Source organism: Rubellimicrobium arenae, from assembly GCF_017916275.1.
In the GTDB taxonomy this organism is placed as follows: domain Bacteria; phylum Pseudomonadota; class Alphaproteobacteria; order Rhodobacterales; family Rhodobacteraceae; genus Rubellimicrobium; species Rubellimicrobium arenae.
In genome coordinates this window covers 272,210-298,474 of the sequence record NZ_JAFMST010000001.1, presented here as the reverse complement: position 1 = coordinate 298,474, position 26,265 = coordinate 272,210, and the positions used below count along the sequence as shown (strand labels likewise).

General features: G+C 69.1%; 22 protein-coding genes, 1 tRNA gene and 1 pseudogene. 12 read left to right on the top strand and 12 right to left on the bottom strand.

All coding sequences use genetic code 11. The features are described from left to right. The first annotated feature begins 11 nt into the window (after positions 1-11). The 3 genes from J3P31_RS01520 to J3P31_RS01510 all read left to right on the top strand — a co-directional run bounded on the left by J3P31_RS01520 (position 12) and on the right by J3P31_RS01510 (position 5,908). Complete coding sequence (locus J3P31_RS01520) at positions 12-1,040, top strand: IS110 family RNA-guided transposase (RefSeq protein WP_210526605.1); 1,029 nt, start codon at positions 12-14, stop codon at positions 1,038-1,040. 591 nt (positions 1,041-1,631) lie between these two features. Further along, complete coding sequence (locus J3P31_RS01515) at positions 1,632-2,834, top strand: efflux RND transporter periplasmic adaptor subunit (RefSeq protein WP_210526603.1); 1,203 nt, start codon at positions 1,632-1,634, stop codon at positions 2,832-2,834. Further along, a complete protein-coding gene (locus J3P31_RS01510; protein ID WP_210526596.1) occupies positions 2,831-5,908 on the top strand; it encodes an efflux RND transporter permease subunit in 3,078 nt (1,025 codons plus the stop codon). The genes J3P31_RS01515 and J3P31_RS01510 overlap by 4 nt, the downstream gene beginning before the upstream one ends. 73 nt (positions 5,909-5,981) lie before the next feature. On the opposite strand, the pseudogene J3P31_RS01505 reads toward J3P31_RS01510, so the two are convergent. Together J3P31_RS01505 and J3P31_RS01500 are read right to left on the bottom strand one after the other, a co-directional pair. After that, positions 5,982-6,149, bottom strand: a pseudogene (locus tag J3P31_RS01505) (transposase domain-containing protein); the annotation flags it as partial. 88 nt (positions 6,150-6,237) lie between these two features. Next, positions 6,238-6,327 (bottom strand) — tRNA-Ser (locus tag J3P31_RS01500). A 176-nt stretch (positions 6,328-6,503) separates the two neighbouring features. Here J3P31_RS01500 and J3P31_RS01495 point away from each other — a divergent pair. Then, positions 6,504-7,358, top strand: a complete 855-nt coding sequence (locus J3P31_RS01495) for a DUF2059 domain-containing protein (protein ID WP_210526594.1) — start codon at positions 6,504-6,506, stop codon at positions 7,356-7,358. 44 nt (positions 7,359-7,402) lie between these two features. On the opposite strand, the gene J3P31_RS01490 is transcribed toward J3P31_RS01495, so the two are convergent. Then, a complete protein-coding gene (locus J3P31_RS01490) occupies positions 7,403-7,717 on the bottom strand; it encodes a hypothetical protein (RefSeq protein WP_210526586.1) in 315 nt (104 codons plus the stop codon). A 215-nt stretch (positions 7,718-7,932) separates the two neighbouring features. Here J3P31_RS01490 and rplU point away from each other — a divergent pair, with 215 nt between their 5' ends. The 3 genes from rplU (at position 7,933) to J3P31_RS01475 (ending at position 9,503) form a co-directional block, all read left to right on the top strand. Then, a complete protein-coding gene (gene rplU / locus J3P31_RS01485; RefSeq protein ID WP_210526585.1) occupies positions 7,933-8,439 on the top strand; it encodes a 50S ribosomal protein L21 in 507 nt (168 codons plus the stop codon). 12 nt (positions 8,440-8,451) lie between these two features. After that, a complete protein-coding gene (gene rpmA / locus J3P31_RS01480; RefSeq protein WP_210526584.1) occupies positions 8,452-8,721 on the top strand; it encodes a 50S ribosomal protein L27 in 270 nt (89 codons plus the stop codon). 209 nt (positions 8,722-8,930) lie between these two features. After that, a complete protein-coding gene (locus J3P31_RS01475) occupies positions 8,931-9,503 on the top strand; it encodes a GNAT family N-acetyltransferase (protein WP_210526582.1) in 573 nt (190 codons plus the stop codon). A 99-nt stretch (positions 9,504-9,602) separates the two neighbouring features. On the opposite strand, the gene J3P31_RS01470 is transcribed toward J3P31_RS01475, so the two are convergent. The 3 genes from J3P31_RS01470 to J3P31_RS01460 form a co-directional block, all read right to left on the bottom strand. Then, on the bottom strand, positions 9,603-10,382 hold the full coding sequence (locus J3P31_RS01470) for a DUF2243 domain-containing protein (protein ID WP_210526580.1): 780 nt from the start codon (positions 10,380-10,382) through the stop codon (positions 9,603-9,605). Between the two features lie 89 nt (positions 10,383-10,471). Continuing rightward, a complete protein-coding gene (locus J3P31_RS01465; RefSeq protein WP_210526578.1) occupies positions 10,472-11,308 on the bottom strand; it encodes a YihY/virulence factor BrkB family protein in 837 nt (278 codons plus the stop codon). 230 nt (positions 11,309-11,538) lie between these two features. Beyond that, the gene (locus tag J3P31_RS01460; protein WP_210526577.1) at positions 11,539-12,624 is read right to left on the bottom strand and encodes a lysine-2,3-aminomutase-like protein; all 1,086 of its coding nucleotides are present in this window, start codon (positions 12,622-12,624) and stop codon (positions 11,539-11,541) included. A 283-nt stretch (positions 12,625-12,907) separates the two neighbouring features. On the opposite strand from J3P31_RS01460, the gene J3P31_RS01455 reads away from it, so the two are divergent. The 3 genes from J3P31_RS01455 (at position 12,908) to J3P31_RS01445 (ending at position 17,879) form a co-directional block, all read left to right on the top strand. Then, positions 12,908-13,108 (top strand): hypothetical protein, encoded by a 201-nt coding sequence (locus J3P31_RS01455; RefSeq protein ID WP_210526575.1) that lies wholly within the window; start codon positions 12,908-12,910, stop codon positions 13,106-13,108. A gap of 155 nt (positions 13,109-13,263) precedes the next feature. Continuing rightward, the gene (locus tag J3P31_RS21790; RefSeq protein WP_210526574.1) at positions 13,264-15,255 is read left to right on the top strand and encodes a glycosyltransferase; all 1,992 of its coding nucleotides are present in this window, start codon (positions 13,264-13,266) and stop codon (positions 15,253-15,255) included. Then, on the top strand, positions 15,252-17,879 hold the full coding sequence (locus J3P31_RS01445; protein WP_210526572.1) for a glycosyltransferase family 2 protein: 2,628 nt from the start codon (positions 15,252-15,254) through the stop codon (positions 17,877-17,879). Before J3P31_RS21790 ends, J3P31_RS01445 begins: the two co-directional genes overlap by 4 nt. Positions 17,880-17,894: 15 nt before the next feature. Here J3P31_RS01445 and J3P31_RS01440 read toward each other — a convergent pair whose 3' ends face one another. Beyond that, entirely contained in the window at positions 17,895-18,074 is a 180-nt protein-coding gene (locus J3P31_RS01440) for a hypothetical protein (protein WP_210526571.1), read from the bottom strand. 68 nt (positions 18,075-18,142) lie between these two features. Next, entirely contained in the window at positions 18,143-18,652 is a 510-nt protein-coding gene (locus tag J3P31_RS01435; RefSeq protein WP_210526570.1) for a hypothetical protein, read from the bottom strand. A 266-nt stretch (positions 18,653-18,918) separates the two neighbouring features. Here J3P31_RS01435 and J3P31_RS01430 point away from each other — a divergent pair, with 266 nt between their 5' ends. Together J3P31_RS01430 and J3P31_RS01425 are read left to right on the top strand one after the other, a co-directional pair. Then, positions 18,919-19,953, top strand: coding sequence for a cytochrome-c peroxidase (locus J3P31_RS01430; protein WP_210526568.1), 1,035 nt, complete (start codon positions 18,919-18,921; stop codon positions 19,951-19,953). Positions 19,954-20,193: 240 nt separating this feature from the next. Next, on the top strand, positions 20,194-21,126 hold the full coding sequence (locus tag J3P31_RS01425; protein WP_210526566.1) for an alpha/beta hydrolase fold domain-containing protein: 933 nt from the start codon (positions 20,194-20,196) through the stop codon (positions 21,124-21,126). A gap of 4 nt (positions 21,127-21,130) precedes the next feature. On the opposite strand, the gene J3P31_RS01420 is transcribed toward J3P31_RS01425, so the two are convergent. From J3P31_RS01420 to J3P31_RS01405, 4 genes are read right to left on the bottom strand one after another with little or no spacing between them, the layout of a single operon-like run. Then, a complete protein-coding gene (locus J3P31_RS01420) occupies positions 21,131-22,831 on the bottom strand; it encodes an ABC transporter ATP-binding protein (protein WP_210526564.1) in 1,701 nt (566 codons plus the stop codon). Further along, complete coding sequence (locus tag J3P31_RS01415; protein ID WP_210526562.1) at positions 22,824-23,642, bottom strand: ABC transporter permease; 819 nt, start codon at positions 23,640-23,642, stop codon at positions 22,824-22,826. The genes J3P31_RS01420 and J3P31_RS01415 overlap by 8 nt, the downstream gene beginning before the upstream one ends. Further along, positions 23,639-24,595, bottom strand: a complete 957-nt coding sequence (locus J3P31_RS01410) for an ABC transporter permease (RefSeq protein ID WP_210526561.1) — start codon at positions 24,593-24,595, stop codon at positions 23,639-23,641. The genes J3P31_RS01415 and J3P31_RS01410 overlap by 4 nt, the downstream gene beginning before the upstream one ends. Positions 24,596-24,605: 10 nt before the next feature. After that, positions 24,606-26,201 (bottom strand): ABC transporter substrate-binding protein, encoded by a 1,596-nt coding sequence (locus J3P31_RS01405; protein ID WP_210526560.1) that lies wholly within the window; start codon positions 26,199-26,201, stop codon positions 24,606-24,608. Between the last annotated feature and the right edge of the window lie 64 nt (positions 26,202-26,265).

Here is a 26,265-nt window from a genome sequence, read left to right as displayed (position 1 = left end):
GGAGGGCGTCCATGGGAGAGGTTAGCATCATCGGCTTGGATCTGGCCAAGAACGTGTTTCAGGCGCACGGCGCCGGGGTCGATGGGTCTGTGGTCTTTCGGCGCAAGCTATCGCGTGCGCAGCTGCTGGAGTTCCTTGGCCGGCAGCCGCGGTGCGTGGTGGCGATGGAGGCTTGCGCCAGTGCGCATTACTGGGGCCGGGCTATTGGCGATCTCGGCCACGAGGTGCGGCTGATCCCGCCGGCCTATGTGAAGCCGTTCGTGAAGAGGCAGAAGAACGACATGGCCGATGCCGAGGCGATTACGGAAGCCGCATCGCGGCCGACCATGCGGTTCGTGGCCGTGAAGTCTGAGGCCCAGCAGGCCGCAGCGATGGCTTACCGCACCCGAGACCTGCTAGTTCGCCAGCGCACGCAGACGATCAATGCCCTGCGTGCGCATCTGGCCGAGCAGGGCATCGTCGCCCCCACCGGTCCGGCGCATGTCGGGCGTCTCGCGGCCGTCATCGAGGGGGATGATGGGCTGCTGCCTGCGGCGGTGCGCGACCTGGCGCGCCTTATGCTGGACCAGATCGCTGGTCTGGCTGCGAAGATCGCGGACCTCGATGCCGAGCTTCGTCGCCGTGCGGCCGCCGACGATGCGGCGCGACGGCTGACAACGATCCCGGGCGTGGGCGCCATCACCGCAGCGGCGATCACCACCTTTGCGCCGCCCATGGAGACCTTCTCGAAAGGCCGCGACTTCGCCGCCTGGGTTGGCCTGACGCCGAGACAGCACTCGAGCGGGGGCAAGGACCGGCTGGGCCGAACGTCGAAGATGGGCCAGAAGGACATCCGGCGGCTGCTGATCATTGGCGCGGTGGCGGTGGTGCGATGGGCCGCGCGCAAGGGCCTCCCCGAGGGCTCGTGGCTTGCGCGGATGCTGGCGCGCAAGCCGAAGATGCTGGTGGCCGTGGCGCTGGCCAACCGCATGGCCCGTGTCGCCTGGGCGCTCATGAACAAGGGAGAGGTCTACAGGGATCCGGCGATGGCGGCCGCCTAGGCCAGGATCGTCGGGTTGTCGCCGAGGATGTGAGAGGAGCGAAGGAACGTAAGGGCAGACGGTCACGAGACCGGGTCGGGCGAACCAGCATTCCGGACGGAGCGCCATCGAGCGCGGGTAAGCGAACTGGGCCTGACCTGCATATCTCCATACAGGCCCGCGGCGCATGACAGGCCGCATCTTCGAGGCCGGACACACGACCGCACCTGACCACATGCCCGATCGTGCCAAGTATCACTTGCATCCCAGGGGGCGTCCACACACGTCTGGTCTGGCCGCTACAACTCATCAGGCCAGTGGTTAGGATTTCGCCGCCGAAGATGAGTGCTTGGTGCCCAGGGCCGAAGTGAACTGAGGAACGGCCCCATTCTCGGCCGATGATGGTGAACCAGAACCATGGCCTGCTGGGTGGCAGGATCCCCGCGCATGTCGCTTGCAAATGTGATATAGTCCAAACGCAGGAAGTGGAGATCTGGCACCCTCTCAAGAGCCAGTGCAGCCCAACACCCAAGCCGCTGGAGGTCATCGTCGACAGCGAACACGACCGCCGAGATACCTCGGATGAGGTCGACAGAACATAGGAGTCCGTTCATGTCAGGGATTCAGAGGTTCGTTGTTCCGGTCAGCATTGTTGTTTTCAGCAGTCTCGTGCCGGGGCTCGCTCCCTCATCGCTCTTGGCGCAAGGAGGCGAGGAGCAGGGCGAGGGAGTGGTCCCTGCGGTGACGGTCGCCCTGGCGGCGGAGCGCGCACTGGTCCAGAGGGTCGCCATCGCAGGCACGCTTATTCCTCGGGAGGAGGTGCTGGTCTATCCGGAGATCAGCGGATATCCCATCATTGGGCTCTATGTGGATGTCGGCGACCACGTCGAGACGGGACAGCTTATCGCTCACTTGGACGACCACGCGCTCCGGAGACAACTGGCTCAGGCCGAAGCAGAGAACGCAAGAGCGGTCGCCGGCATGCGGCAGGCGCGTAACGCCATTGCCTCCTCCGAGGCGACGGTGAGCCAAGTGAACCAGGCGCTCGACCGCACGAAGGCCCTGCACGAGAATGGCACGGCCACCCAGGCCAACCTGGACGATGCGACGGCGGCTGCGCTGACTGCCGCCGCTTCTCTCGCTTCGGCCCAGGATGGCTTTGGCATGGCGGCTGCGCAGTTTCAGCAGGCACAGGCGGCTCTCGACCTTGCTCGTATTAACCTCGAGCATGCCGAGATCACGGCGCCAGTGAAAGGGCTCATCTCAGTCCGCAACGGCCAGATCGGCTCCATGACCAGCTTGGGCGGGGAGCCCATTTATCGCATCATTCGCGATGGCCTCGTCGAGGTGGAAGCCGAGGTCGTGGAGACGGAACTTGGTCTGATCGCGGTGGACGACCCGGTCGAGCTTGAGGTGGCCGGCCTCGATCCACTGGAGGGCAGCGTCCGGTTGGTCTCGCCCGTCGTGGACCCAGCCAACCGCCTCGGCACAGTCCGCATCCGGCTTGAAGCGCGCGAAGGCCTGCGGCCTGGTCTTTTTGCGGCGGGCTGGATCGCCGTCGCGGAGCGCGACGCGCTTGCCGTTCCGGCCTCGGCCGTCATCACCGATGCCGAGGAGAGCTATGTCCTTCGTGTTCAGGACGGTGTGATCGAGCGGCAGCCTGTGGTTGCAGGTCTATTGTGGGAGGAGTGGCGCGAGGTCGTTTCGGGCCTCGAGCCCGGCGATCAGGTCGTGGCCCGCGCTGCCGCCTTCTTCAGCGACGGCGACGTGATCCGTCCCGTTCTGACGGACGACCACACAGGAGAAGACCAATGAACCTGTCAGCCTGGGGAATCCGACGGCCCGTCACGCCCATCGCGCTCTTTCTTGTCCTTTGCTTGGCCGGTCTTGTGAGCTTCCTGCGGATGCCAGTCACGCAGATGCCGAACGTTGACATTCCGATCGTGACGGTTTCGGTGGACCTGGCCGGTGCGGCTCCCTCCGAAGTTGTGGGCCAGATCGTCCAGCCGATCGAGGCCGAGGTGCGGGACGTGGATGGTGTACGTCACGTCTCAGCCACAGCCAACGACGGTGCGGCAAGGCTCACGATCGAGTTCGAGATCGGCACGGACACCGACCGGGCCGTCAACGACGTCAAGGACGCAATCTCCAGCATTCGCCAAGAGCTCCCTGACGATGTGACTGAGCCCGTCGTACAGCGCCTCGATGTGACAGGCGGCGCCATTCTGACCTATGCCGTCTCCGATCCCACCCGCTCGATCGAGGAGCTGTCCTACTTTGTGGACGAGGTCGTCGCCCGTGAGCTCCAGGCTGCCGCGGGTGTGGGCCGGGTCACGCGCCTGGGCGGGGCCGAGCGCGAGATCCGGGTAGAACTCGACCCGAACCGTCTCCTCGCCTTCGGGCTCACTGCCGCCGACGTGAACGCTCAGGTGGCGCAGAGCAACGCGGATGTGGGAAGCGGCGAGGGGGATCTAGCCGGACAGGAATACTCGATCCGGGCACTGGGCTCAGCGGCCTCCGTTCGTGCGCTTGGGCAGACCGCGATCCGCCTTGGCACCGGGGACACGATCCGGCTCGACCAACTGGGCACGATCAGCGACGGCGCGAGCGAGGCCGAGAACTTCGCGCTCTTTGATGGCCAACCCGTGGTGGCTTTCGGCGTCTTCCGCGCCACGGGCGAGAGCGACCTCGTTGCGGCCGAGGCGGTCAAGGAGCGGCTCGCCGCGCTGGCGGAGCGGTATACCGACACACGCTTCGCGCTTGTGGACGACGCGACCGTCTACACCGAGGCCAACTACCATTCCGCCATGGACACGCTCTACGAGGGCGCGGCCCTGGCCATCATCGTTGTGTTCCTGTTCCTTCGTGATTGGCGCGCCACGATTGTGACAGCGGTCGCGTTGCCGCTGTCGATCATCCCCACGTTCATCGTGATGGATCTGCTGGGCTTCTCGCTCAACACCGTGAGCCTCCTCGGGATTACACTCGTGACTGGGATCCTGGTGGACGATGCCATCGTCGAGATCGAGAATATCGTCCGCCACATCCAAGCCGGCCAGCGGGCCTTCGATGCTGCCATGGAGGCTGCGGCCGAGATCGGTACCACGGTGATCGCCATCAGCTTCACCATTGTGGCGGTCTTTGCCCCCGTGAGCTTCATGCCCGGTATTGCCGGCCAGTACTTCAAGCAGTTTGGGATCACCGTGGCGGTCGCGGTGCTGTTTTCGCTGCTCGTGGCACGCCTCATCACGCCTATGTTCGCAGCCTATTTCCTGCGAAGCCATAGAGCAGGACACGAGACACCAGATGGTTGGCTCATGCGGAACTACCTCCGCATTCTCGGCTGGACCCTGCGCCACCGCCTTGTGACCCTTGTCTTGGGTATCTTCGTCTTCGCGGGCTCCATCTACTCCGCCACGCTTCTGCCGACCGAGTTTATCCCGGCCAGCGACACCGGCCGTGCGGCCATCTCGATCGAACTACCGCCCGGCTCCACGCTCGCGGAAGCCCGGGCCGTGGGACAAGAGGTCACCAACCTCCTCGCTGAGATCCCGGAGGTCGAGGGCATCTTCGTCGACGGCTCCTCCGCGACTGCCGTCAACGTGCAGATCAACTACGGCGAGAAGGAAGCGCGCGAGCGCGCCGGCGCAGAGATTGACCAAGAGATTGCAGCACGCGTGGCGGATATTCCCGACGTCCGACTTTTCCTGCTGAACGAGAACCAGCAGCGCGACATATCCATCAACGTGCTGGGCGACACCGAGGTCGCGGCTTCGACGGCCGCACGGGCGCTTGCTCAGGAAATGAAGACACTGCCCGAATTGCGTGCTGTCTCGACCGAGGCGGCCCTAGTACGGCCAGAGATCCAGATCACCCCCCGGCCTGAGATCGCTGCCGAGCTGGGGGTCAACGCGGTGACCTTAGCTTCAACCATCAGAGTGGCGACGTTGGGCGATAGCGACTCCAACCTCGCGCAGTTCGATGCAGGCGAGGAGCAGATCCCCATCCGGGTGCGCTTGGCTGAGGCTGCGCGCAACGATCTTTCGCAACTTATTGGCCTGCGTGTGCGCTCTTCCACCGGAGCACAGGTCCCCTTCGCGGTCCTAGCCGACATCCGCCTCGCCACGGGGCCGAGCGTCATCGAGCGCTACGATCAGAGCTACCGAGTCGCTGTTGAGGCCGACCTGGCCGAAGGCGCAGTCCTTGGCCCCGCAAACCAGGCCATCATGCAACTCCCTATCGCCGCCGCGATGCCCGAGGGGACATCGATCCAGGCTGCCGGCGATGTGGAGACCATGAACGAAGTCTTCTCGAGCTTTGCGCTGGCGATGGGGGCGGGGGTCCTGCTCGTTTACGTGGTGCTCGTGCTTCTGTTCGGCAGCTTCGTGACGCCTGTCACAATCCTCCTGTCGCTGCCGCTGGCCATCGGCGGCGCTATCTTCGCCCTCTACCTCTACGGTGCGGGCATTGGGCTGTCGGTGGTAATCGGCTTCCTAATGCTGATGGGCATCGTGACCAAGAACGCCATCATGCTCGTAGAGTTCGCCCTCGAGGCGTCCCGGAACGGTACTGACCGGGCCACTGCGATGATTGAGGCGGGCCACAAGCGGGCGCGACCCATCATCATGACCACCATTGCAATGGCCGCGGGTATGGTGCCCTCGGCCCTTGCCCATAGCACCGGTGGCGAGTTCCGCGCACCCATGGCTATCGCGGTGATCGGGGGCCTGCTGCTCTCGACCCTGCTCTCCCTCCTCTTCGTACCGTCGCTGTTCAGCGTGGTCGAAAGGATAAGCGATGCAGGAGGCTGGTTCCTCGGGAAGGCCTTCCGTGTCGAGGACGCCGTCGAACCGGCCCACGGCTTGCCAACGGCCGTGCAGCCCATCTAGGTAGCAGCCAGTGTCACTTAAGATACAGGTCCGGACGAAGGCTCGGCGCCGCAGGAACTGTCCAGCGTGACCGCTACGGCCGCCAGGACCAGGGGAGTAGCTCATCGATCCTCGTGATCTTGTGGTCAGGCAGGCGCGCCAGGGTGTCGGCGAGCCAAGCCTGTGGGTCGATGACGTTAAGCTTGGCCGTCTCGATCAGGGTGTATGCGATGGCCGCCGCCTTGCCACCCGCCTCCGAGCCGGTAGCTTCCGTGATGGCGGGTAGCATGATGGGTAAAATCGGCAGGGCGCTGTAACTGCCATATAAGACAGCACCTTAGGAAGTAAGTTGGCGGAGAGACAGGGATTCGAACCCTGGAGGGGCTTGCACCCCTAACGGTTTTCGAGACCGCCCCGTTCGACCGCTCCGGCATCTCTCCGCGGCCGAGGCCCCGTCTAGTCTGAGCCGCAGGCAGGTGCAACCCCCTTCGGGCGTTCTCGACGTCATGACGTTCGCGTCAGGCATCGACGGGGTTGCTTGGCGGCTCAACGCGCCGGGCCTATCTTCGCAGGGAACGGGCCGTGCAGCGGCCTCAAGCCCCTGCGGAGCCATGCGATGTTCCTTCGATCTGTCAGCGTCCTCCTGCTCGCGGCCGGACCTGTTCTGGCCCAATCGGCCGAGCCCCAGCCCGCTTCGGATCCGTCGGCCCCGGACGATGTCCGCGCGATCTACGAGGCGCTCCTCATCCCCGAGGTGGTCGATGTCGTCGTCCGCGAGGGCCAGGAGCATGGCAGCGCCATCGCGGCGACCATGTTCGGACCCGGCGCCGAACCGGCCGCCTGGAACGGCGCGGTCGCCTCGATCTACGACGCCGAGCACCTCAAGTCGGAACTCCTCGACTCCCTCGTCCAGACGCTCGCCGGCGAGGATACGGCCGCCATGCGCGCCTTCCTCGAATCCGAGCCCGGCCGGTCCCTGACCGCTCTCGAGGTCTCGGCGCGGGAGGAGATGATCGACGACGATGTCGAGCAGGCGGCCAAGGAGGCCGCAGCCGTGGCGATGGCAGAGGAGTCGCCCCGGTTGGAACGCCTGCAGCGATATGCCGAATCCACGGACCTTATCGAGGCGAACGTGGCTGGCACGATGAACACGAACTACGCCTACCTGAAGGGGCTGATGAACGGCGGGGCCATGAACCCGAACCTTGCCGAGGAGGATCTCCTGTCCGACGTCTGGTCGCAGGAATCCCAGATCCGCGCCGACACGACGGAATGGGTGTACGCCTTCCTCCTCAAGGCCTACGAGCCTGCGTCCGACTCCGACATCGAGGCTTTGATCGAGTTCTCCCAGAGCGGGCCGGGCCAGGCGCTCAACCACGCCGTCTTCCAGGCTTTCGACGAGCAGTTCGTCGAGGTGTCGCGGAGCCTTGGCCTGGCGGCGGCGCGGTTCATGGCGACCGAGGAACTCTAGGACCCTTCCCCTGCGCCCGGGCCGGCGCCGCGCGTCCGCCCTTGCTAGCGCCCGTAGACCACCAGCGCGGCGGCCAAGGCGGCCGGATTCGATTCGTAAAGTCCGAGATCGCCGCGAAGCTGCAGGAGTCGCGCGGGCCGGTCCTGCGCCGGCACGCCGGCGGCGTCCATGGCCCCGCTGATCGCGGGGCCGCCGCCGGCCTCGATCTCGTCCAGGATGCCCGGGAAGGTGGACTTCACCGCCACCTCGACCGCGCCGCGCCGTTGCGCCTCGGCCGGGTTCAGGAGGGAGACCGGATTGGCCCCCTGCGTGCAGGCCCCGAGCAGAAGGACAAGGCAGATCGACAGGGACCGGATCATGGAACGCACCTGCTTTCGGGTTGACTCAGCGCGCACATGCGCAGATAAGCCGCCATCCCGGCAAGCGGATTCGTTTGTGGGGTCGCGCTGCCTTGGCCGCGCTCATGCGTAACTGACGCCCCATCGGGGCGCGCTGTCCGAGGCCGGGCCCGCAAGGTCCGACAACGCCCCAGCAGGGGGGCCGAAGGGCGCGGAACTTGAAAAGGAAGTAACCGATGTTCGCGGTTCTCAAGACCGGCGGCAAGCAGTACCGGGTCCAGCAGGGCGATGTCCTGCGGGTCGAAAAGCTGGCCGCCGAAGCAGGCGAAACGATCCAGTTCAACGACGTGCTGGTCGTCGGCGACCAGATCGGCGCGCCCCTCGTGTCCGGTGCCGCCGTTCAGGCCACCGTCATCGACCAGATCAAGGGCGAAAAGACGATCCACTTCGTCCGCCGCCGCCGCAAGCACTCGTCCAAGCGGACCAAGGGCCACCGGCAGCAGCTCACGCTCGTCCGCGTGACCGAGATCCTCGCGTCGGGTGCTGACTCGACCGGCGTCAAGGCCGCCATCGGCGCCTCGACCCGCCCGGCGGACGAGCCCGCCCCCACGCCGGCGCCCAAGGCCCGTCGTGGCCGCACCGCGGCCCTTGTCGGCGCCGCTGCCGTGGGCGTCGCGGCCGTAGCCGCCGCCGCGCTGGCCGCCACCTCCGCCGGGTCGAACGACTCGGCCGATCAAGCCTAAGGAGAGCTACCTATGGCACACAAGAAAGCTGGCGGGTCTTCCCGCAACGGGCGCGACAGCGCCGGCCGCCGTCTCGGCGTCAAGAAGTACGGCGGCGAAGTCGTGATCCCCGGCAACATCATCGTGCGCCAGCGCGGGACCAAGATCTGGCCCGGCACCGGCGTGGGCATGGGGACCGACCACACCATCTTCGCGACCTCCGAAGGCCAGGTGTCCTTCCGCAAGGGTCTCAAGGGCCGGACCTTCGTGTCCGTGGCACCCGCCGCCCAAGCCGCCGAGTAAGGCGCCCGCACGACACAGGACGGGGGACCGGCGGGAGGGCCGGTCCCCTTTCCTTTTTCCGGACCCCCAGGCCCGGAACCCCGGACGGGGCTGCAATCGAATGCGCCGCCCCCACATATGTCACGTTTTCGCCGCAAGCCGGGGTGTAGATGCCCGGCAGGATCCCCGATCTGTGCCGGGGACATGGGGTGTCGGGGGAGGACACCAGAATGCTTGAAACCGTCATCACGACGCAGCCCGATTCCAGCCTGTCGCAACCAGTGATCGCGGCCGACCGGTTCGTGCTGCGCCCGTTGCGGAAATCCGACGCGGGCCTGATCGCCCATTATGCGGGCGACCGGCGGGTGGCCTGCAACACCCGCTCGATCCCGCACCCCTACCCGCCCGGCGCCGCCGAGGCTCTCGTGGCGCGCTCGACGAACCCGGACCGGACCGAGGATGTCTGGGCGCTGGACGGCAGCGCGCAGGGCCTGGGCGAGGTGCTGGGCCTCATCCATCTCGCCCGGATGGACCGCCGCCAAAGCGAGATCGGCTTCTGGATCGCCCCGGGTGCCTGGAACACCGGCCTGGCGAGCGAGGCGGTCGGCGCCCTGATCGCCGCGAACCCGCACGGGGACGAGACCATCGTGGCCGAGGTGTTCCAGGACAACCAGGGCTCGGCCCGCGTGCTGACCAACAACGGCTTCGAGTATCTGGGCGACGCCGAGTCCTTCTCGGTCGCGCGGGGGGTGGTCGTGCCGACCTGGACCTACGCCCTCGCCATCGGCCGCCGCAGCCGCTGACGGGATCGGTCGGGTGCCTTCGGGCGATCGTCCGAAGGCCGGGGCGGCCCGCGTGCCGGCATCAGCGGGAATGGCAGGCCGCCTCCGCCCGGGACCCGGTCACGCGTCGGTCCCGCCGGGGCGGCTCCAGCCCAGGCACCCGGCCGGGACGCCCGTGCCGCTGACGAACCAGGCGCCCTGCCGGTAGAGCGACCAGCGTCGCTCCGGCGGCATGTCGATGACCACGACATCCAGCGATGGCCCGGCCCAGACGACCTGCGCACCCAGTTCCGTCAGGCCCGCCTCGATCTGCGCTGCGCTCTGACCGGCGCCGAACACGGCCACCGTGTAGGGCGTCCCGCTCGGCCGGAGAGCCCAGGCCCCCAGCCCTGCCGTCAGCAGCGCAAGTCCCAGCACCGCCGGCCCGGCCCTGCGCCGCGGCCCGCTGCCGTCCCGGCCCAGCAGCATCCAGCCCAGCCCCAGCGGCACGAGACCGAAGACGGCGAGCCAGCCCAGGTCCCAGGCCAGCGGGGCCGCCGTGTCCACCCGGATGCGATGGATGCCGAGGATCCAGTGCGACAGCACCGCATCGACCGCGTGCCAAGCCCCGAACCCCATCAGCAGGGATCCGGCCAGCGCCGCCGGCCCCGGCAGGCCCGCCCTCCTCGATCCCGACCAAAGCCGCCATAGGGCCAACGCGGCGATCAGGTACATCAGCGCATGGAAGGCGCCATCCCAGAGCACCTGCCGCCGCAAGTCGCCCACGCCCGGCACCAGGCTCAGGAGGTGGTGCCATTGCAGGATCTGGTGCAGGAGGATGCCGTCGAAGAACCCGCCCAGCGCAAAGCCGAGCGCGGCACCCGAACGCAGTTGTGGCGACCATCGGCGACCATCGTCCATGTGCCGCGAACGCGATCGCGCGCCCGGCGTTCCCGTCCCGGCCGCTGATTTCCTGTCCCAGCGCCCATGGGTCGACCGGACGGGTCGGCTCAGCGGGCGTGGCTGCCCCGGGTCTCGGCAAACGCCTTGGTGAATTCGGCTCCAAAGAGCAGGATCAGCGAGGAGTAGTAGATCCAGAGCATGATGGTGATCACCGAGGCCGCCGCCCCGTAGCCCGAGGCAATGCCGCTCTGGCCGATGTAGAGGCCGATCAGCACCTTGCCGACCGTGAAGAGCAGCCCGGTGACGGCCGCCCCGGCCGCCACGTCGCGCCAGGCCAGCGCCACCGCCGGCAGTATCTTGAAAATCATGGCGAACAGAAGGGTGGCGACCAGAAAGGACGCCACGCTGTTGAGAAGCTGAAGCACCGCGAGGCCCTCGGAGAACCCGGCCTCGATGTAGGTCGCGATGACCGAGATCGCCGCATCCACGAGCAGCGAGACCAGCAGCAGGAACCCGATGCCCAGCACGAGCGCGAGGCTCAGCACCCGGGTCCGCAGCACCGACCACAGGCTGAAGCTCGATCCCTGGACCTTCCAGATGATGTTGAGGTTGTCCTGGATCTCCGACACCGCGCCGGTCGCGACGACAAGGAACGTGACGACCCCCACCGCTGTCCCGATCACGCCCGATCCGACGTCGCGGGCGCTCGCGATCAGCGCCTCGAGCGCCGCCGCCGCATCCTTCCCGAGCAGCCCGCCCAGTTCACCGACCACCGCGCCCTGGGCCGCCTCGCGTCCATAGGCCAGGCCCACCACGCTGATGGCAAGGAGCAGCATGGGCGCGAGCGAGAACAGCGTGAAAAAGGCGATCGACGCCCCAAGGCTCATGGCCCGGTCGTTCCACCAGCCGATGGCGGCCGCCCGGATCAGCTGGAAAAATCCCATGATGCTCCCCATCGTCCCTGTCCTGCGTTCGCCAGCCGCCGATGTCCCGCTCAGGGACCCGAGCCCCTCGGCTCCCGGGGAATCTGCCCGAGGACCCTTTGCGCGACGCGGCCCCTGATCTGCCGATCCTGCCCTCATCCCGACGTCCGCTCTGCCGTTCCCGCCCCGACCGAGGCATGAGGCCCCGGTCCGTTCCGAAAGGTTCTGCGCGGCCCCGGGTTCCCCGGAGATCAGCCTTCGGGCGCAGCTTCCGGTGGATAACGATGGACTTGGCCGTCGTAGTCCTCGACGAGGTGACGCCCGGGCTCCCCCTCGAGAGGCGTCGCATAGCTCGGACCCAGCGGCGACTTCCCATGCCCCCCCGGCAGGTCGAGCACATAGGTCGGCTGGCACAGCCCGGACACGCGCCCGCGCAGCGCCCGCATCAGCGCCTGGCCCTGGGCGATGCTCACCCGGAAGTGGCCAGTCCCGGGGGCCAGGTCGGGATGATGCAGGTAATAGGGCTTGATCCGCGTCTCCACGAGGACCCTGAGCAGGTCCTCCAGAGCCTCGGCGCTGTCGTTGACGCCCCGCAGAAGCACCGACTGGCTCAGCATCGGCACTCCGGCGTCCACGAGTCGCGCGCAGGCCGCGCGGGCCTCGACGGTCAGCTCGCGCGCATGGTTGGCATGCAGGACGACATAAACGGCCAGGCGCCCGCCAGCCCTCAGCGCCGCCGTCAGCTCCCCTGTGACGCGGCCAGGGTCCACGACCGGAACGCGGCTGTGGAACCGGACCACCTTGACCTGCGGGATCGCGGCCAGCCGCGCCAGAAGCTCGCCGATCCGCCGGGACGACAGGATCAGCGGGTCGCCCCCGGTCACGACCACCTCCCAGATGTTCGGCTGCCCGGCGATGTAGGCCAGGGCGGCGTCCATCTCCTCGGGACCAAGGTTTCCCATCCCCTCCGGCCCCACCATCTCGCGCCGGAAGCAGAAGCGGCAATACACCGGGCAGACATGCAGCGGCTTAAGCAGCACGCGGTCCGGGTAGCGGTGCACTATCCCCGCGACCGGGCTGTGCGCTATGTCCCCGATCGGATCGGCCATCTCCTCGGGCGCGGTATCCAGCTCCGCGGCATCTGGCACGAATTGCCGCGCGATGGGGTCGTCGGGCAGATCGGGTTCGATGAGGTCGGCCATGGCGGGCGTGATTGCGACCGCATAGCGCGCCGCCACCGCATCGAGCCCCGGCCGCGCCTCCTCTGTCACGAGCCCGGCCCGTGCCAGATCCTCGGCCGAGCGCAACGTGCCCCCGAAGGGAGTCCGGATGGTCATGCGCGGGTCTCCCCCTCGATCCATGTCACCCCGGAACCACGCCCAAGGCCAGCAGAACGCCTTCGTTAGGACGGCCCGCCGGCAAGGGCAACCGCCCAAGGGCGCGGGCGGCCCCAGGCCCGCGCCCAGGCGCGCGGCGATGCAGCGAAAGCGGGATTTGGCCGATCACCCAAGGTTTGCACATCGTGATAAGACAATGCAGCCATTAACCCCTAGATTGTTTCTGTTGCGTTTTTGGAAGCCCGCTTGGGCTCCAGCTGACGCGGGGTTGAAGGAAGACTGCATGTCCCGAACGGAGTTGATGGCGGCCATCGCATTGGCGGCGGGCCTGACCCTCACCATTGCCAAGATCGCCACCTCCCAGGACGGCGGCACCGCGACCGCAGGGGCCTTCGATCCCGCCGACCTTCTTGGCTGGGGCAGCCCGGTCGAGGACGTGGAACCGCTGCAGCTCGCCGAGAACGATCTTCACGACGCCTACTGAATCGCCGTTCGGTCCCTTGGCCCCTGGATCCAAGGCTCTCCGCGCGGCAAAGGTCGTCCGCCGCACGCCTCCGCCATGCCGTTGCGGCCTTCGGGTGGTGGCGGACCATTGCGCTCCGGCGTACTGATCGGCTGAAGGTCATCAGGGCGGGAACCGTGGCCGACCGTTACGACCGGGTGTTCATCTTCGATCTCTCCGAACTTCCGGATCGCGGGCTGCGGCTCGATCTGGACCTGCTGGACTGCGCCCGCCTTGGCCAGCGGATCGGCCTGGTCCCCCTGCCCGGGTCCGATCTCATCCCGGGGGCGGCCACCCGCCTGCGCGAGCATGTGAGCCAGGGCCGGGCCGCGCGCCTCATCCCGGGACAGGCCGCACAGGCCGAACGGGTCATCATCCACGGCTGGCCGGGGGGCGAGAGAGTCCGCGCCGCGCTCCTGGGCCTGACGGCCCCCGGGATCGAGGTCCGGCTGCCCGACGGCGCCGACCCCGTCACCGACCTGGAGATCGCCGCCTTGGCACCGCATGGGCGCGTCACGGTGGTCCGTGATGCCCTCCAGGCTGCGGCACTGGTTCCGCCCCGCCAGCCCTTTCTCGAATCGCTGCCGCGCCCGGCGACCTTCGGCCTGGGCTGGCTGACACCGCCCGATCCCATGATCCTCGGGCGCCTCGCGGGCCTGGCGCCCGGGACGCGGATGGACATCCTGGACCTGTCCTCCGTCCCCTACCGGCGCGTCGCGACCGCCGGAGGCGATCTGCTCGACCAGGGATTTGCCGACCTCGCCATCGAGCGCCTGCTGCGGCGGCTCGATGCCCTGGTGGGCGTCCCGCCCGACGCTGCCCCGGCCTGCCTTCCCACGATGATCCGATGGGCCCTCGCCATGGGCGTCGAGGTTCTCCTTCCCCCCAGGACGGAACCCCTCCACGGCCCCGGCCCCCACTACTGCGAGCCCGAGCGGATGGCCGAGCAGATCTCCCGTTGGGCCACCCGGGACCGGACCGCCCCCGCGAGGGCCGCCATGTCGCCCAGCGCAACCGCCCCGCGTCCAAGGACCGCCGCGCGGCGGCCGCGCCGCAGGAGCGTCCTGTTCCTTCCGGCCAAGGGGGGCCTCGGGCACCTCATGCGGTCGCTCGCCATCGCGCGTCGCCTGCGGAGCACCGTCCCGGTCGTGTTCGCGTCCCAGGTCCCTGCGCTCCAGCCCATCGAGGCCCTGGGATTCCAGGCCGAGTTCCTGCCGACCGCGCCGGGGCCCGGAGCCTCGCCGCCCGAGTGGGACAGCTGGCTCCGGGACGATCTCGAACGCCTGATCGAAACCTATGACGCCGGGGCCGTCATCTTCGACGGCAACCACCTGACGCCGGGGCTGGTGCAGGCGGTGGGTCCCCGGCACGGCTGCCGGCTGGCCTGGGTGCGACGGGGCATGTGGGGGCGCTCGACCAGCCGCTTCCTGCCCAACGCCCGCTGGTGCGATGCCATTCTGGAGCCGGCCGACATCGCGGGCGCGCGGGACATCGGCATCACGGCGTCCCGGCGCAGCGAAGCCCTTCGCGTCGATCCGGTGCGCCTCCTCGATCCAGAGGATCTCCTGCCCCGGGACGAGGCCCGCGCCGGCCTGTCCCTGGATCCCGACGCGACCGCGGTCCTGATCCAGATGGGTTCGGGAACCCACCGCGACCTCGCCACCCTCATCGACCGGATCATGGCCGTCCTGGGCCGGTTTCCCGGGCTCCGGATCTGCATCGCCGAGGGCGACCCCCTGGCTGCGGCAGCGCGCCGCTGGCCGGACGCAACCTATGTCAACGGCTTCCCGCTCGCGCAGTATTACAACGCGTTCGATTTCTCCATCGCGGCGGCGGGCTACAACACGTTTGTGGATGTCATCAGCTTCGGCCTTCCCACGATCTTCGTGCCCAACCGGCATCCGTCCCTGGACGACCAGTCCGGCCGGGCCAGATTCGCACAGGATCATGCGGCAGCCTTCGACCTGTCAGAACAGGACCTGCCCGACCTCGAGGAGATCGTGAAGCTGATCCTCAACCAGCGCGCCCGCGCCTACCTGAGAGCGAACTGCCTGAAGCTGGCCCCGGCCAACGGCGCCCCGGACGCCGCCCGCATCGTAGAGCGTCTCCTTCTCGCGGAGGCGCAATGACCGGGGATCGCAGGCCCGAAGGCCCCGGCCCCGCCGACCGGCCCGCTCACGACGGCCCGGGTGACCTGGACGCCCGACAGGTCGCGCCCGTCGCGGACGATCCGCCCCGTCGCATCAGCGACCTGCAAGCGGGCCCCGACCAGCCGCCCACCGGTGCGGCAGCCCACCATGTCGTCCGCCTGACATCCCGGCTGGGCGGAACCGCCCGCGCCCGGGCGACCGCGCGCAAGGTGCAGCCCTGGGACGATGGCCCGGCGGCGCCTCCGATCCTGGAACCCTCCCCCGGATTCGACTGCGACGGGCTCAAGGGCAAGGCCAGCGCCGTGCTGGGCGTTCTGGTGCCGGGCCTCTCCGGCGAGGATCTCGACCGCGCGGTGGCCGACATCGCCGCACGCCAAAGGGCGTCGATGGACTTCAAGCCGGTCTTCCTGACCGATGGCACGGCCTTCCAGCCCATCCTCCAGCGCGGCTACACCGTCGAACGCCTGCCCCCTGGAACGGGACCCGCCCACCTGCTGCGCGACCGGTTCGAAAGGTTGCGCGCCAAATGGGGGATCTCCGGCGTTCTGGGCGCCTGGTCCAGCGAGCGTGGCTTCACGGCCCTGACGCCCGACGAGGCGGTGGCCGCCGCGCGCCGGCCCGCTTCCACGACCGGCCCCGAACAGGCCAACGTCGCCCCCGCCCCCGCGACCTTGCCGCGCCCGCCGGTGGTGCGGCCGGCCTTCGGGATGGCGGTCCCCCTCGTTCCGCCACGGGCGCGCCCGTCCGGATCGGGTCCGCTCATCTCCTACTGCATCCCCGTGATGGACCGCGGCGGCGACCTGCGCGCCACGCTCGGGGCGAACCTCGACGAACACCGCGCCTTCGGCTCCCTCGTGGAGTTCGTCGTCCTGTTCTTCGACGATGACCGGGCGACGCAGGATTGGGTCCGCCACGAGTTCCGCAAGGACATCCGCGCCCGCCGCCTGCGGATCGTCCGGCTGGACCGCCTCGACGGCTGGCACTTCGGCAAGGCCAAGAACGCCTTCCGTCCGCTCCTGCGGGGGCAGGTCTATTCCAGCCTGGACGCCGACAACTTCGTCACCGCCGCCGAGACGCGGCAGCTTCTCGACGTCCATGCGGTGCACGGGGACCATTTCGTCTTCCACCACTTCTCGGGCGAATGGGGCGACGGCTCGAGCGGGCGTGTCAGCCTGCCGGCCACGCTCTACCGGGCGACCGGCTACAACGACCGGTTCCTGCCCCGCCAGTTCGACGAGATCGACCTTATCCTGTCGGCGCTGCGGGCGGACCCCTCGGCGGCCCTGATCTGCCACAACCTCGACCGCAATCTCGTGACGATGTCCAACCGCACGCGGCAGTTCGTCCGCCACGAGGACCTGCGGAACCCCTTCGTCCACGCGACGCCGACGCCCCGGCGCGCGCCCCTCAACCCCCGCGGCGCCGGCTACGTCCAGGAGGATGAGGTGCTGCGGGCCATGACCGAGTTCAACCAGGCGCTGTCCTTCATCGGCAACACCACCTCCGTCGAATGGCGGGACCGCTACGTGGACCTGGCCTACAGCGCGCGGCACCGGCTGGTGGACCTGCTGCCCGGGCCAGAGCTGGCACGGATGATCTTCGACACGACGCACGGCTTTCCCGCGCCGGCCGGGCCGGACGCGCTCCAGCTCTTCGCCTGCGTCAAGGACGACGGCCACTTCCTGCCGCGCTTCCTCGATCATTACCGCCGCCGGGGCGTGACGCGCTTCGTCCTGGTGGACGACCATTCCGCCGCCCCCCTGCGGGACACCCTGCACGAGCCGGACGTCCATGTCGTCACGCCCAAGGTGGGCACCTTCCTCACCGCCAAGGGGCTCTGGCTCGAGGCGATGATGAAGCTCTGCCTCGCGCCGGGCGACTGGGCCCTCACCGTCGACGCCGACGAGTTCGTGGACCTCCCCGAGGGGCTCCCCGACTTCGCCGCCCTGGCCCGCCGCGCCGAGGCCGAGGGCAAGGAATGGACCAGCGGCCTCCTGATCGACATGCTCCCGGCCGCTCCGGCCTCGCTCGAGGATCTCGACCGGGACCCGGCCTCCTTCGAGGACGTGCTGACGCATTGCTGCCTCGCCCCGACCGCGCCCAGCCCGGACTACCTCGCCCATCCGTCGATCCGCTGGGGCTTCGGCGACTGGGCGGGGCTGTCCTGGGCGCTCGATGCCCGCTTCCACGCCTTCGGGACCTTCGATTCGCTCCGGAAGGTGCCGTTCCTCCGGTATCGCACCGGGACGCACCTCAACCAGGGCTTCCATACGGTGCACTACACGGACGGGACGCCGCCGCTCGGCTCCAATCTCTGGAGCGGGCCGCTCGTGCTCCCCATCCGGCACTACAAGCTCAGCAAGCTTCTCACCGGGGCCGCTCGCGAGCATCTGAGCCTCCAGGTCCGGACCTCGGGCGCACGGCAGTACCATTCCCGGTCGGCGGCGAACATCTGGCGGATGCTGGGGCCCGACGCCCAGCAGACGGACAAGCTCCTGGCCCTGCCCGCGCAGCCCTATCCCGAGGGGTTCCTCAGGGCGCTGGACCGGCGGCACGACGGCGCGGGCGGGACATGGCGGACCCAGAGCAAGGGCGCCGCCTGAGGCACCTGTCGGCTGCTACTCGGCCGCGACGCGTCCCGTTCTCTCGGACGTGGTGGAACGGACAAGGCGCCGAACCCCCTCCGGGTCCTTCGGCCGGTCGCGCCCCCCGGTCCGGACGACATGGTAGATGAAGGCCAGGCCACCACCGGCCGCAAGGGCCGAAGCCGCAATGACACCGAGTTCCGCAATGCTCATGGGCGCACGCTCCTTCGGCCCGATGATATAGCGGTCCCGGACCGGAAAGCGAGATGCAATGGCGTGCCTCAGGCCTCGCGGGACTGGGCGATCTCCGCGAGCCGCCTGAGGGCTTCGGCGTCCTGCCGGGCCAGATCCTCCCGGCGCGACAGCATCCAGCGCCCCGTCGTCGAGGCTCCGGCCAGCAGGAACGCCGCCGACCCCACGCAGGCCGACACGATCCCGTCCAGGGTGCCGGCCGCATAGGCGAAGCCCGAGGTGGCCAGCGCCCCGAGGCTGACGCCCTGAAGCGGAGCCAGGAACTTCTCGCCGCTGCGCCCGGCGGCGCGCGCATCGGCCTCGCGGCTTCGGGCCGCCTGGTCCAGCCAGTCGGCGATGTTCAGGGCCGTCTTGGGATTGTCGAGCCTTTCCAGGGCCTCGCGCAGCAACCGGGCGGCCCTGGGGCGGTCCACCAGCTGGTTGATCGCCGCCTCCACCTCCGCCCATGTCACGCCCTCGCCCAGGTGCTCGCGCGTGGCGAGAGCCAGGAGGGCCTGCACGATGTCGTCGGACGACGGGGAGGGCGGATGCTGGGACATGAGCTCTGGGGATCGGACTCGCAGGTTGGAACATAACAAGAACATAGCAGGAACGTTCACAACGGCGAGTAGAATGATTCAGCTTTGCGCCAGATGCCGCGCGTGACCCGGATCCACCTTCAATGCGACCTCCCCCCGGGGGGGGGGCGGGAGGGCAACACTTTGTTGCGGGCCCACGGAATCACGCCCGACTTGCGCCAGATCAAAGCCACGTGAACGGAGCTTGGGCGAGCCTGTCGGCGGCTCCAACCCAGAGGACATCCGCGATGCATCGCCTTTCTCTCCTCACCTCCGCCCTGCTCCTGGGCGGCACGGCCGCCCTGGCCGACGACTCGGCCCTCCGGACGGCCGCTTCCGACCTTTTCGCCGCCGTTCCGCCGCCTGCCGCCCCCGCCGACGGGGTCGAGGCCGCGCGCATCGAACTCGGCGCGCAACTCTTCTTCGATCCCCGCATGTCGTCCTCGGGCCTCGTGTCCTGCCAAAGCTGCCACAACGTCGGCATGGGCGGCGTGGACGGGCTCGAGACCTCGATCGGGCATGGCTGGCAGAAGGGGCCGCGTAACGCGCCCACGGTGCTCAACGCGACCTTCAACATCGCCCAGTTCTGGGACGGGCGCGCGCCCGACCTCGCGGCCCAGGCCAAGGGACCCGTCCAGGCCTCGGTGGAGATGAACAACACGCCGGACCAGGTCGTGGCGACCATCAACTCGATGCAGCCCTACAAGGACGCCTTCGCCCAGGCCTTCCCGGACGAGGCCGATCCGGTCAGCTTCGACAACTTCGCCAACGCCATCGCCGCCTTCGAGGCCAAGCTCGTGACCCCCGGCGCGCCGTTCGATCGCTGGCTCCAGGGTGACGACGCGGCGCTCACCGACGTGCAGAAGCATGGTCTCCAGCTCTTCATGGAGGAAGGCTGCGCGGGCTGCCACAACGGCGTGAACTTCGGCGGGCAGGACTACTTCCCCTTCGGTGTGGTCGAACGGCCCGGCGGCGACGTCCTGCCCGAGGGCGACCTCGGCCGGTTCGCGGTCACCAAGACGGCCAGCGACGACTACGTCTTCCGCGCGGCCCCGCTGCGGAACGTGGCCCTCACGGCGCCCTACTTCCATTCGGGCGCGGTCTGGTCGCTGCCCGAGGCGGTTCACATCATGGGCACGGCGCAGCTTGGCGCCGACCTTTCGGCTCCGGAGGTCGATGACATCGTGGCCTTCCTGCGCAGCCTGACGGGCGAGCAGCCCGCGGTCGAGGTGCCGGTCCTCCCCGCGCGGGCGGGTGGCACCCCGCATCCGCAGGGCTTCTGATCGGGCCCCGGACGGGGGCGCGTCAGGCGGTTCCGTCCCCTGGGGCCGGCATCCCGGCCGCGCCGGGCTCCGGCGGGATCGGGGGAGTGGCGGGATCGAGGACTGGCGGGATCGGGGACTGGCGGGATCGGGGACTGGCGGGATCGGGGACTGGCGGGATCGGGGACTGGCGGGATCGGGGACTGGCGCGGCCCGGGTCCCGCCTCTAGCCTCGTGGGCGACCCTCACAGGACCCGCCCCATGACCGACTACGCGCGCCTGATCGATCCCGAGACCTGGTCCTTCATCCGCGCCACGGAACGCTGGTATCCGCCCGAAACGGCGAGTTTCGGCATCGCCCAGCAGCGCGAGGTCTACGACCGGATGTGCGCGGCGTTCCGGCAGCCGCGGCCCGAGGGCCTCGATGTCACCGATACCTCCTGGGGCGGGGTGCCCTGCCGTTGCTACGATCCGCCCCGCCCCGAAGCGACGGTCCTTTATTTCCATGGCGGCGGCTTCGTGGTGGGCGGCCTCGACAGCCACGACGACGTGTGCGCCGAGATCGCGGCCCGCACCGGCTTGCGGGTGATCTCGGCGGACTACCGGCTCGCGCCCGAGCATCCGCATCCCGCGGCCTTCGACGACGCCGTGGCCGCCACTCTCGCCGTCGGGGCCGCCTGTCCCGGTCCGTTGGTGCTGGCCGGGGACAGCGCGGGCGGGAACCTCGCGGCGGCGGCGGCCCATGCGCTGCGGGGCCGGATGCGCCCCCTGGCGGGCGTGGTGCTGATCTACCCGGCGCTGGGCGGCGACCGGAATTCGGGCAGCATGGTCGCGCACGCCCAGGCGCCCATGCTGACGCGGGCGGATCTCGAGTTCTACGACCGCATCCGCCGGCCGACGGCGCGCGAGGTGCCGGACGACCCCACCTTCGCGCCGCTGCGCGACCCGGATCTCACGGGGCTCCCGCCCACCATCGCCTTTGCCGCGGAATGCGACCCGCTCTGCGACGACGCCACGGCCTACGCCGAACGCCTCCGCGCCGCCGGGGGACGCGCCCGGGCCGTCACCGAGCCGGGGCTCGTCCATGGCTACCTGCGCGCCCGCCATTCGGTCGCACGGGCGCGGGACAGCTTCACCCGCATCGTCGACAGCATCGACGCGCTGGCCCGTGGACGCTGGCCGGACCCTGCCTGACCCCTCAGGACCCCGCGCCGACCACCTGCCCGCCCGGCAGGATCGCCGGTCCCGGCGCGTCGGGCAGCCCGGCCGCCGACCCCGGCACGCGGCGCGACCGGATCGCGTCCTCCAGCCAGCCCTGCCGCATCTCGGGCACCGAGGCGAGCAGGAGGCCCGTGTAATCGTCGAAGGGCGGCGTCAGGACCTCGGACCTGGTGCCGTACCGCACGACCTGCCCCCGGTGCATCACCGCGATCCCGTCCGCGATCGCCCGCACGGTGGCAAGGTCATGCGTGATGAACAGGTAGGCCACGCCCTCGGCGGCCTGGATCTCCGCGAGCAGCTTGAGGATCCCCTCGGCCACAAGGGGGTCCAGGGCCGAGGTCACCTCGTCGCAGATGATGAGCTTGGGCCGCGCGGCAAGGGCGCGGGCGATGCAGACCCGCTGCTTCTGCCCGCCCGACAGCTCGGCCGGGTAGCGATGGGCGAACCCCTGGCCCAGCTCGATGGCGTCCAGCAGCTCGGCGACGCGGGCGTCGCGGGCGCGGCCCCGCATCCCGAAGTAAAGCTCCAGCGGGCGCCCGATGATCGTCGCGATGGTCTGGCGCGGGTTCATCGCCACGTCGGCCATCTGGTAGATCATCTGGATGTCGCGCAGGTCGTCCCTGGACCGCTCGGCCAGCCGGGGGGCCAGCACGCGGCCCGCGAACTCGATCCGCCCCTCGGACGCCGGCAGAAGGCCGGTGATCGCCCGGGCCAGCGTCGACTTCCCCGACCCGCTCTCGCCCACCACGGCCAGCGTGCGGCCCGGGCCCAGCGCCACGTTGATCCCCCGGAGCACGTCCGCCCCCGCTCCCGCATAGCGGGCGGTCACGTCGCGGACGGTCAGCACCGCCTGTGCCGTGGGCGGTCGCTCGGCGCTCTCGGTCTCGCGCACGGCCACCAGCGCGCGGGTGTAGTCCTGGCGCGGGGCGTCGATGATCTGCCGGACCTCGCCATGCTCGACCATCTTGCCGTGCCGCAGCACGAGGATCTCGTCGGACACCTGCGCCACCACCGCAAGGTCGTGGGTGATGTAGAGCGCGGCCACCCCGGTGTCGCGGATCGCGTCCTTGATCGCGGCCAGCACGCCGATCTGCGTCGTCACGTCCAGCGCGGTCGTCGGCTCGTCGAACACCACGAGATCGGGCTGCGGGCAGAGCGCCATCGCCGTCATCGCCCGCTGGAGCTGCCCGCCCGACACCTGGTGCGGGTAGCGCCGGCCAAAGTTCGCGGGGTCCGGCAGCCCCAGCTTGGCGAACAGGGCGACGGCGCGCGCCTCGGCCTCGGCCCGGGTGGCCAGCCCGTGCGCCAGCGTGGACTCCACCACCTGCTCCATGAGCCGCTTGGCCGGGTTGAAGGCCGCGGCCGCCGACTGGGCGACATAGGTCACCTCGTGGCCGCGCAGGGACCGCAGCGCCCCCGCGCCGCCGGTCAGAATCTCGCGGCCGTTCACGGCGATCCGGCCGCCGGTGATCCGGACCCCGCCCCGCCCGTAGCCCAGCGCCGAGAGGCCGATCGTGGACTTTCCGGCCCCCGACTCCCCGATGAGGCCGAGGACCTTGCCCCGCGGCAGGCTGAAGGACACCCCGTCCACCAGCACCACGTCGCGAGACGGCTCGCCGGGCGGGTGGACCGTGGCCTCGATGCGGAGGCCGTCGATCGTCAGAACCGGATCAGGCACCGCGCCCTCCCTTGAGGCTGGTCGTGCGGTTCAGGATCCAATCCGCCACGAGGTTGACCGAGATCGCCAGCGTCGCGATGGCCACCGCCGGATAAAGGGCCGCCGGGATGCCGTAGACGATGCCGTCCTTGTTCTCCTTCACGATGCCGCCCCAGTCGGCGAGCGGCGGCTGCACGCCCAGGCCCAGGAAGGACAGCGTCGAGATGAACAGCACCATGAAGATGAACCGCAGGCCCATCTCGGCGACCAGCGGCGACAGGGCGTTGGGCAGGATCTCGCGGAAGATGATCCAGCCCCAGCCCTCGCCGCGCAGGCGCGCGGCCTCGACGTAGTCCATGACCGTGATGTCCACCGCCACGGCCCGCGCCAGCCGGAACACACGCGTCGCGTCCAGGAGGCCCATGACCAGGATCAGCACCGGCAGCGTCACCGGCATCACCGACAGCACCACCAGCGCGAAGATCAGCGACGGCACCGACATGACGAGGTCGACAAAGCGCGACAGCGCCTGGTCCACCCAGCCGCCCGCCACTGCCGCCGTGAAGCCCAGCACCGATCCGGTGACAAAGCTCAGCAGCGTCGCCGCCGTCGCGACCCAGATGGTGATCTGCCCCCCCCAGATCATGCGCGACAGCACGTCCCGCCCGATCCCGTCGGTGCCGAGCCAGTGCGCCGCCGTGGCCGGCTCCCAGACGCCGCCCACCGTCGCGTCGTAGGAATAGGGCGAGATCCAGGGCGCCAGGATCGCGCCGCCGAAGAAGACCGCCGTGACCAGGAGCCCCAGCAGGGCCGAAGGGGGAACGCGCATCATCTCGGGTGCCTCAGCCGGGGGTTCGCGAGGATCGACAGGATGTCGGCCAGGAGGTTGAAGCCGATGTACACGGCGGCGAACACCAGCCCGCAGGCCTGCACCACCGGAACGTCCCGCTTGGCCACGTGATCGACAAGGTACTGCCCCATCCCCGGGTAGACGAAGACGACCTCGACCACGACCACGCCCACCACCAGATAGGCAAGGTTGATCATCACCACGTTCACCACCGGCGCGATGGCATTCGGAAAGGCGTGCCGCGCGATGATGGCGAAGGGGCGCAGGCCCTTGAGCTCCGCCGTCTCGATGTAGGGGCTCTGCATGACGTTCAGGATCGCCGCCCGCGTCATCCGCATCATGTGCCCCAGGACGACCAGCACCAGCACGATCACCGGCAGGGCGATCACCTGAAGCTTCTCGCCCAGGCTCATCCCGGCGTAGATCGTGGCCACGGACGGGAACAGGCGATACTTCACAGCCAGCGCGAAGATCACGATGTAACCCAATAGAAACTCAGGAACGGACACGGTGGCAAGCGTCACGCCCGAGATCAGCCGATCCGGCCAGCGCCCCCGGTAGCGGACCGCGATGAGGCCCAGCAGGATGGACAGCGGCACGGCGATGGCCGCCGCGCAGGAGGCCAGGAACAGCGTGTTGCCCAGCCGCTGGCCCATGGCGGCCGCGATGTCCTGCTTGTTCGAGAGCGCGGTGCCCAGGTCCCCGTGCAGCGCGCCCAGCAGCCAGGCGAAGTAGCGCGTGGTCGCCGGCTCATCGAGCCCCATCTCCGCCCGGAGGTTCGCGAGCGCCTGGGGCGTCGCCGACTGCCCCAGGACCGAGGCGGCCACGTCTCCCGGCAGGACCTCGGTCCCGGCAAAGATCGCGACCGAGGCGGCGATCAGCAGGAGGCAGCCCAGCGCGACGCGCTGGACCACCATCTTCAGGAGCGGATGCACGCGCCCCGCCTCAGTTCGAGCTCAGCCAAAGCTTGACGCCCGCGAGCCCGTTCATGAGCTCCTGCGTCGGGTCCTCGAACCAGCCCTGCACCTCGGGACCGTGCGCCTCGACAAAGTCGTTGAACATCGGGCAGATGAGACCCCCTTCTTCATGCAGGATCCTGGCCATCTCGCCATACATGTCCTTGCGCTTGGCCTGGTCGAGCTCGCCCCGCGCTTCCTGCATGAGCTGGTCGAAGCGTTCGTTCTTGAACGCGGTGTCGTTCCAGTCGGCCGACGACTGGTAGGCCGTCGAATACATCTGGTCCTGCACCGGCCGGCCGCCCCAGTAGGAGGCGCAGAAGGGCTGCTTGTTCCAGACCTCGGACCAGTAGCCGTCGCCCGGCTCGCGCTGGATCTCGAGGGGGATGCCCGCCGCCGCCGCCGATTGCTGGAACAGCGCCGCCGCGTCGATCGCGCCCGGGAAGGCCACGTCCGACGTCCGCAGCACGATCGGAGAGCCGTCGTGCCCCGAGGCCTTGTAGTGGAAGGCCGCCTTCTCGGGATCGTACTCGCGCTGGGGCAGCCAGCTTTCGTCGAACAGCGGGTAGGAGGCGTTGATCGGGATGTCGTTCCCCAGCGACCCGTAGCCCGCCAGCACCGTGTCCAGCATCTGCTGCCGGTTGATGGCGTATTTCAGGGCGAGCCGCAGGTCCTTGTTGTCAAAGGGCGCGGCGTCGCAGCGCATGATGAAGACGTAGTGCCCCCGCCCCTTGGCCGAGGTCACCGACACCCCCGGCGCGCGGGACAGCAGGGCGGCCGTCCGGGGCTCGACCCGGTTGACGACATGGACCTGCCCGGACTGGAGCGCCGCCATCCGCGCGGTGGGGTCGTTGATGACGATGTTCTCGATCGTGTCGACATGCCCGCGCGTCGGGTCCCAGTAGTTGGCGAAACGCTCGAAGACGTGGCGCACGCCGGGCTCGTCTCTGACCACCTTGTAGGGGCCGGACATGATCCCGTCCGCCGGGCTGTCGCGCCCGCCGTTCGGCTGCATCATCAGGTGATAATCGGCCATCAGGTACGGCAGGTCGGCGTTGGGCGTGGCCAGCGTCACCACCACGTGGTCGCCATCCACCGTCATCGACTCGATGCCCTGCATGATGCCCAGGGCGCCCGACTGCGACTTCTCGTCCGAGTGGCGCTGCAGCGTCGCGAGCACGTCGTCCGGCGTCAGCGTCTTGCCGTTGTGGAACTCGATCCCCTTGCGGATCGTGAAGGTCCAGGTCTTCGCGTCCGGGGTGCTGTCCACGGCCTCGGCCACGCGGGGCACGATCGACCCGTCCGGCCCGACCTCGACCAGCGGCTCACCGATGGTGGACAGGTTCTGGAACGGCACCTGCGAGGCCGCGAGCGCCGGATCGAGCGAGCTGGTGCTCTCCCCGCCCTGGAGGCCAAAGCGGAGGGTTCCGCCCTTGATCGGACCTTCGGCGCGAACGGCGGTCGCGAGAAGCGTGTTCGCGGTCGCCGCCGACACGCCCAGCGCCGCCGCGCGTCCCAGAAAGTCGCGACGGTTCATCCGCCCACGCACCGTCCGCCCCAGCAGATACCGGAGTTCGTCGTTCATCGTTAAGGCTCCCTGTTCATTCTTTTTATCGCAGCGTAAACCGCACGCCGCTTGCGGAACAACG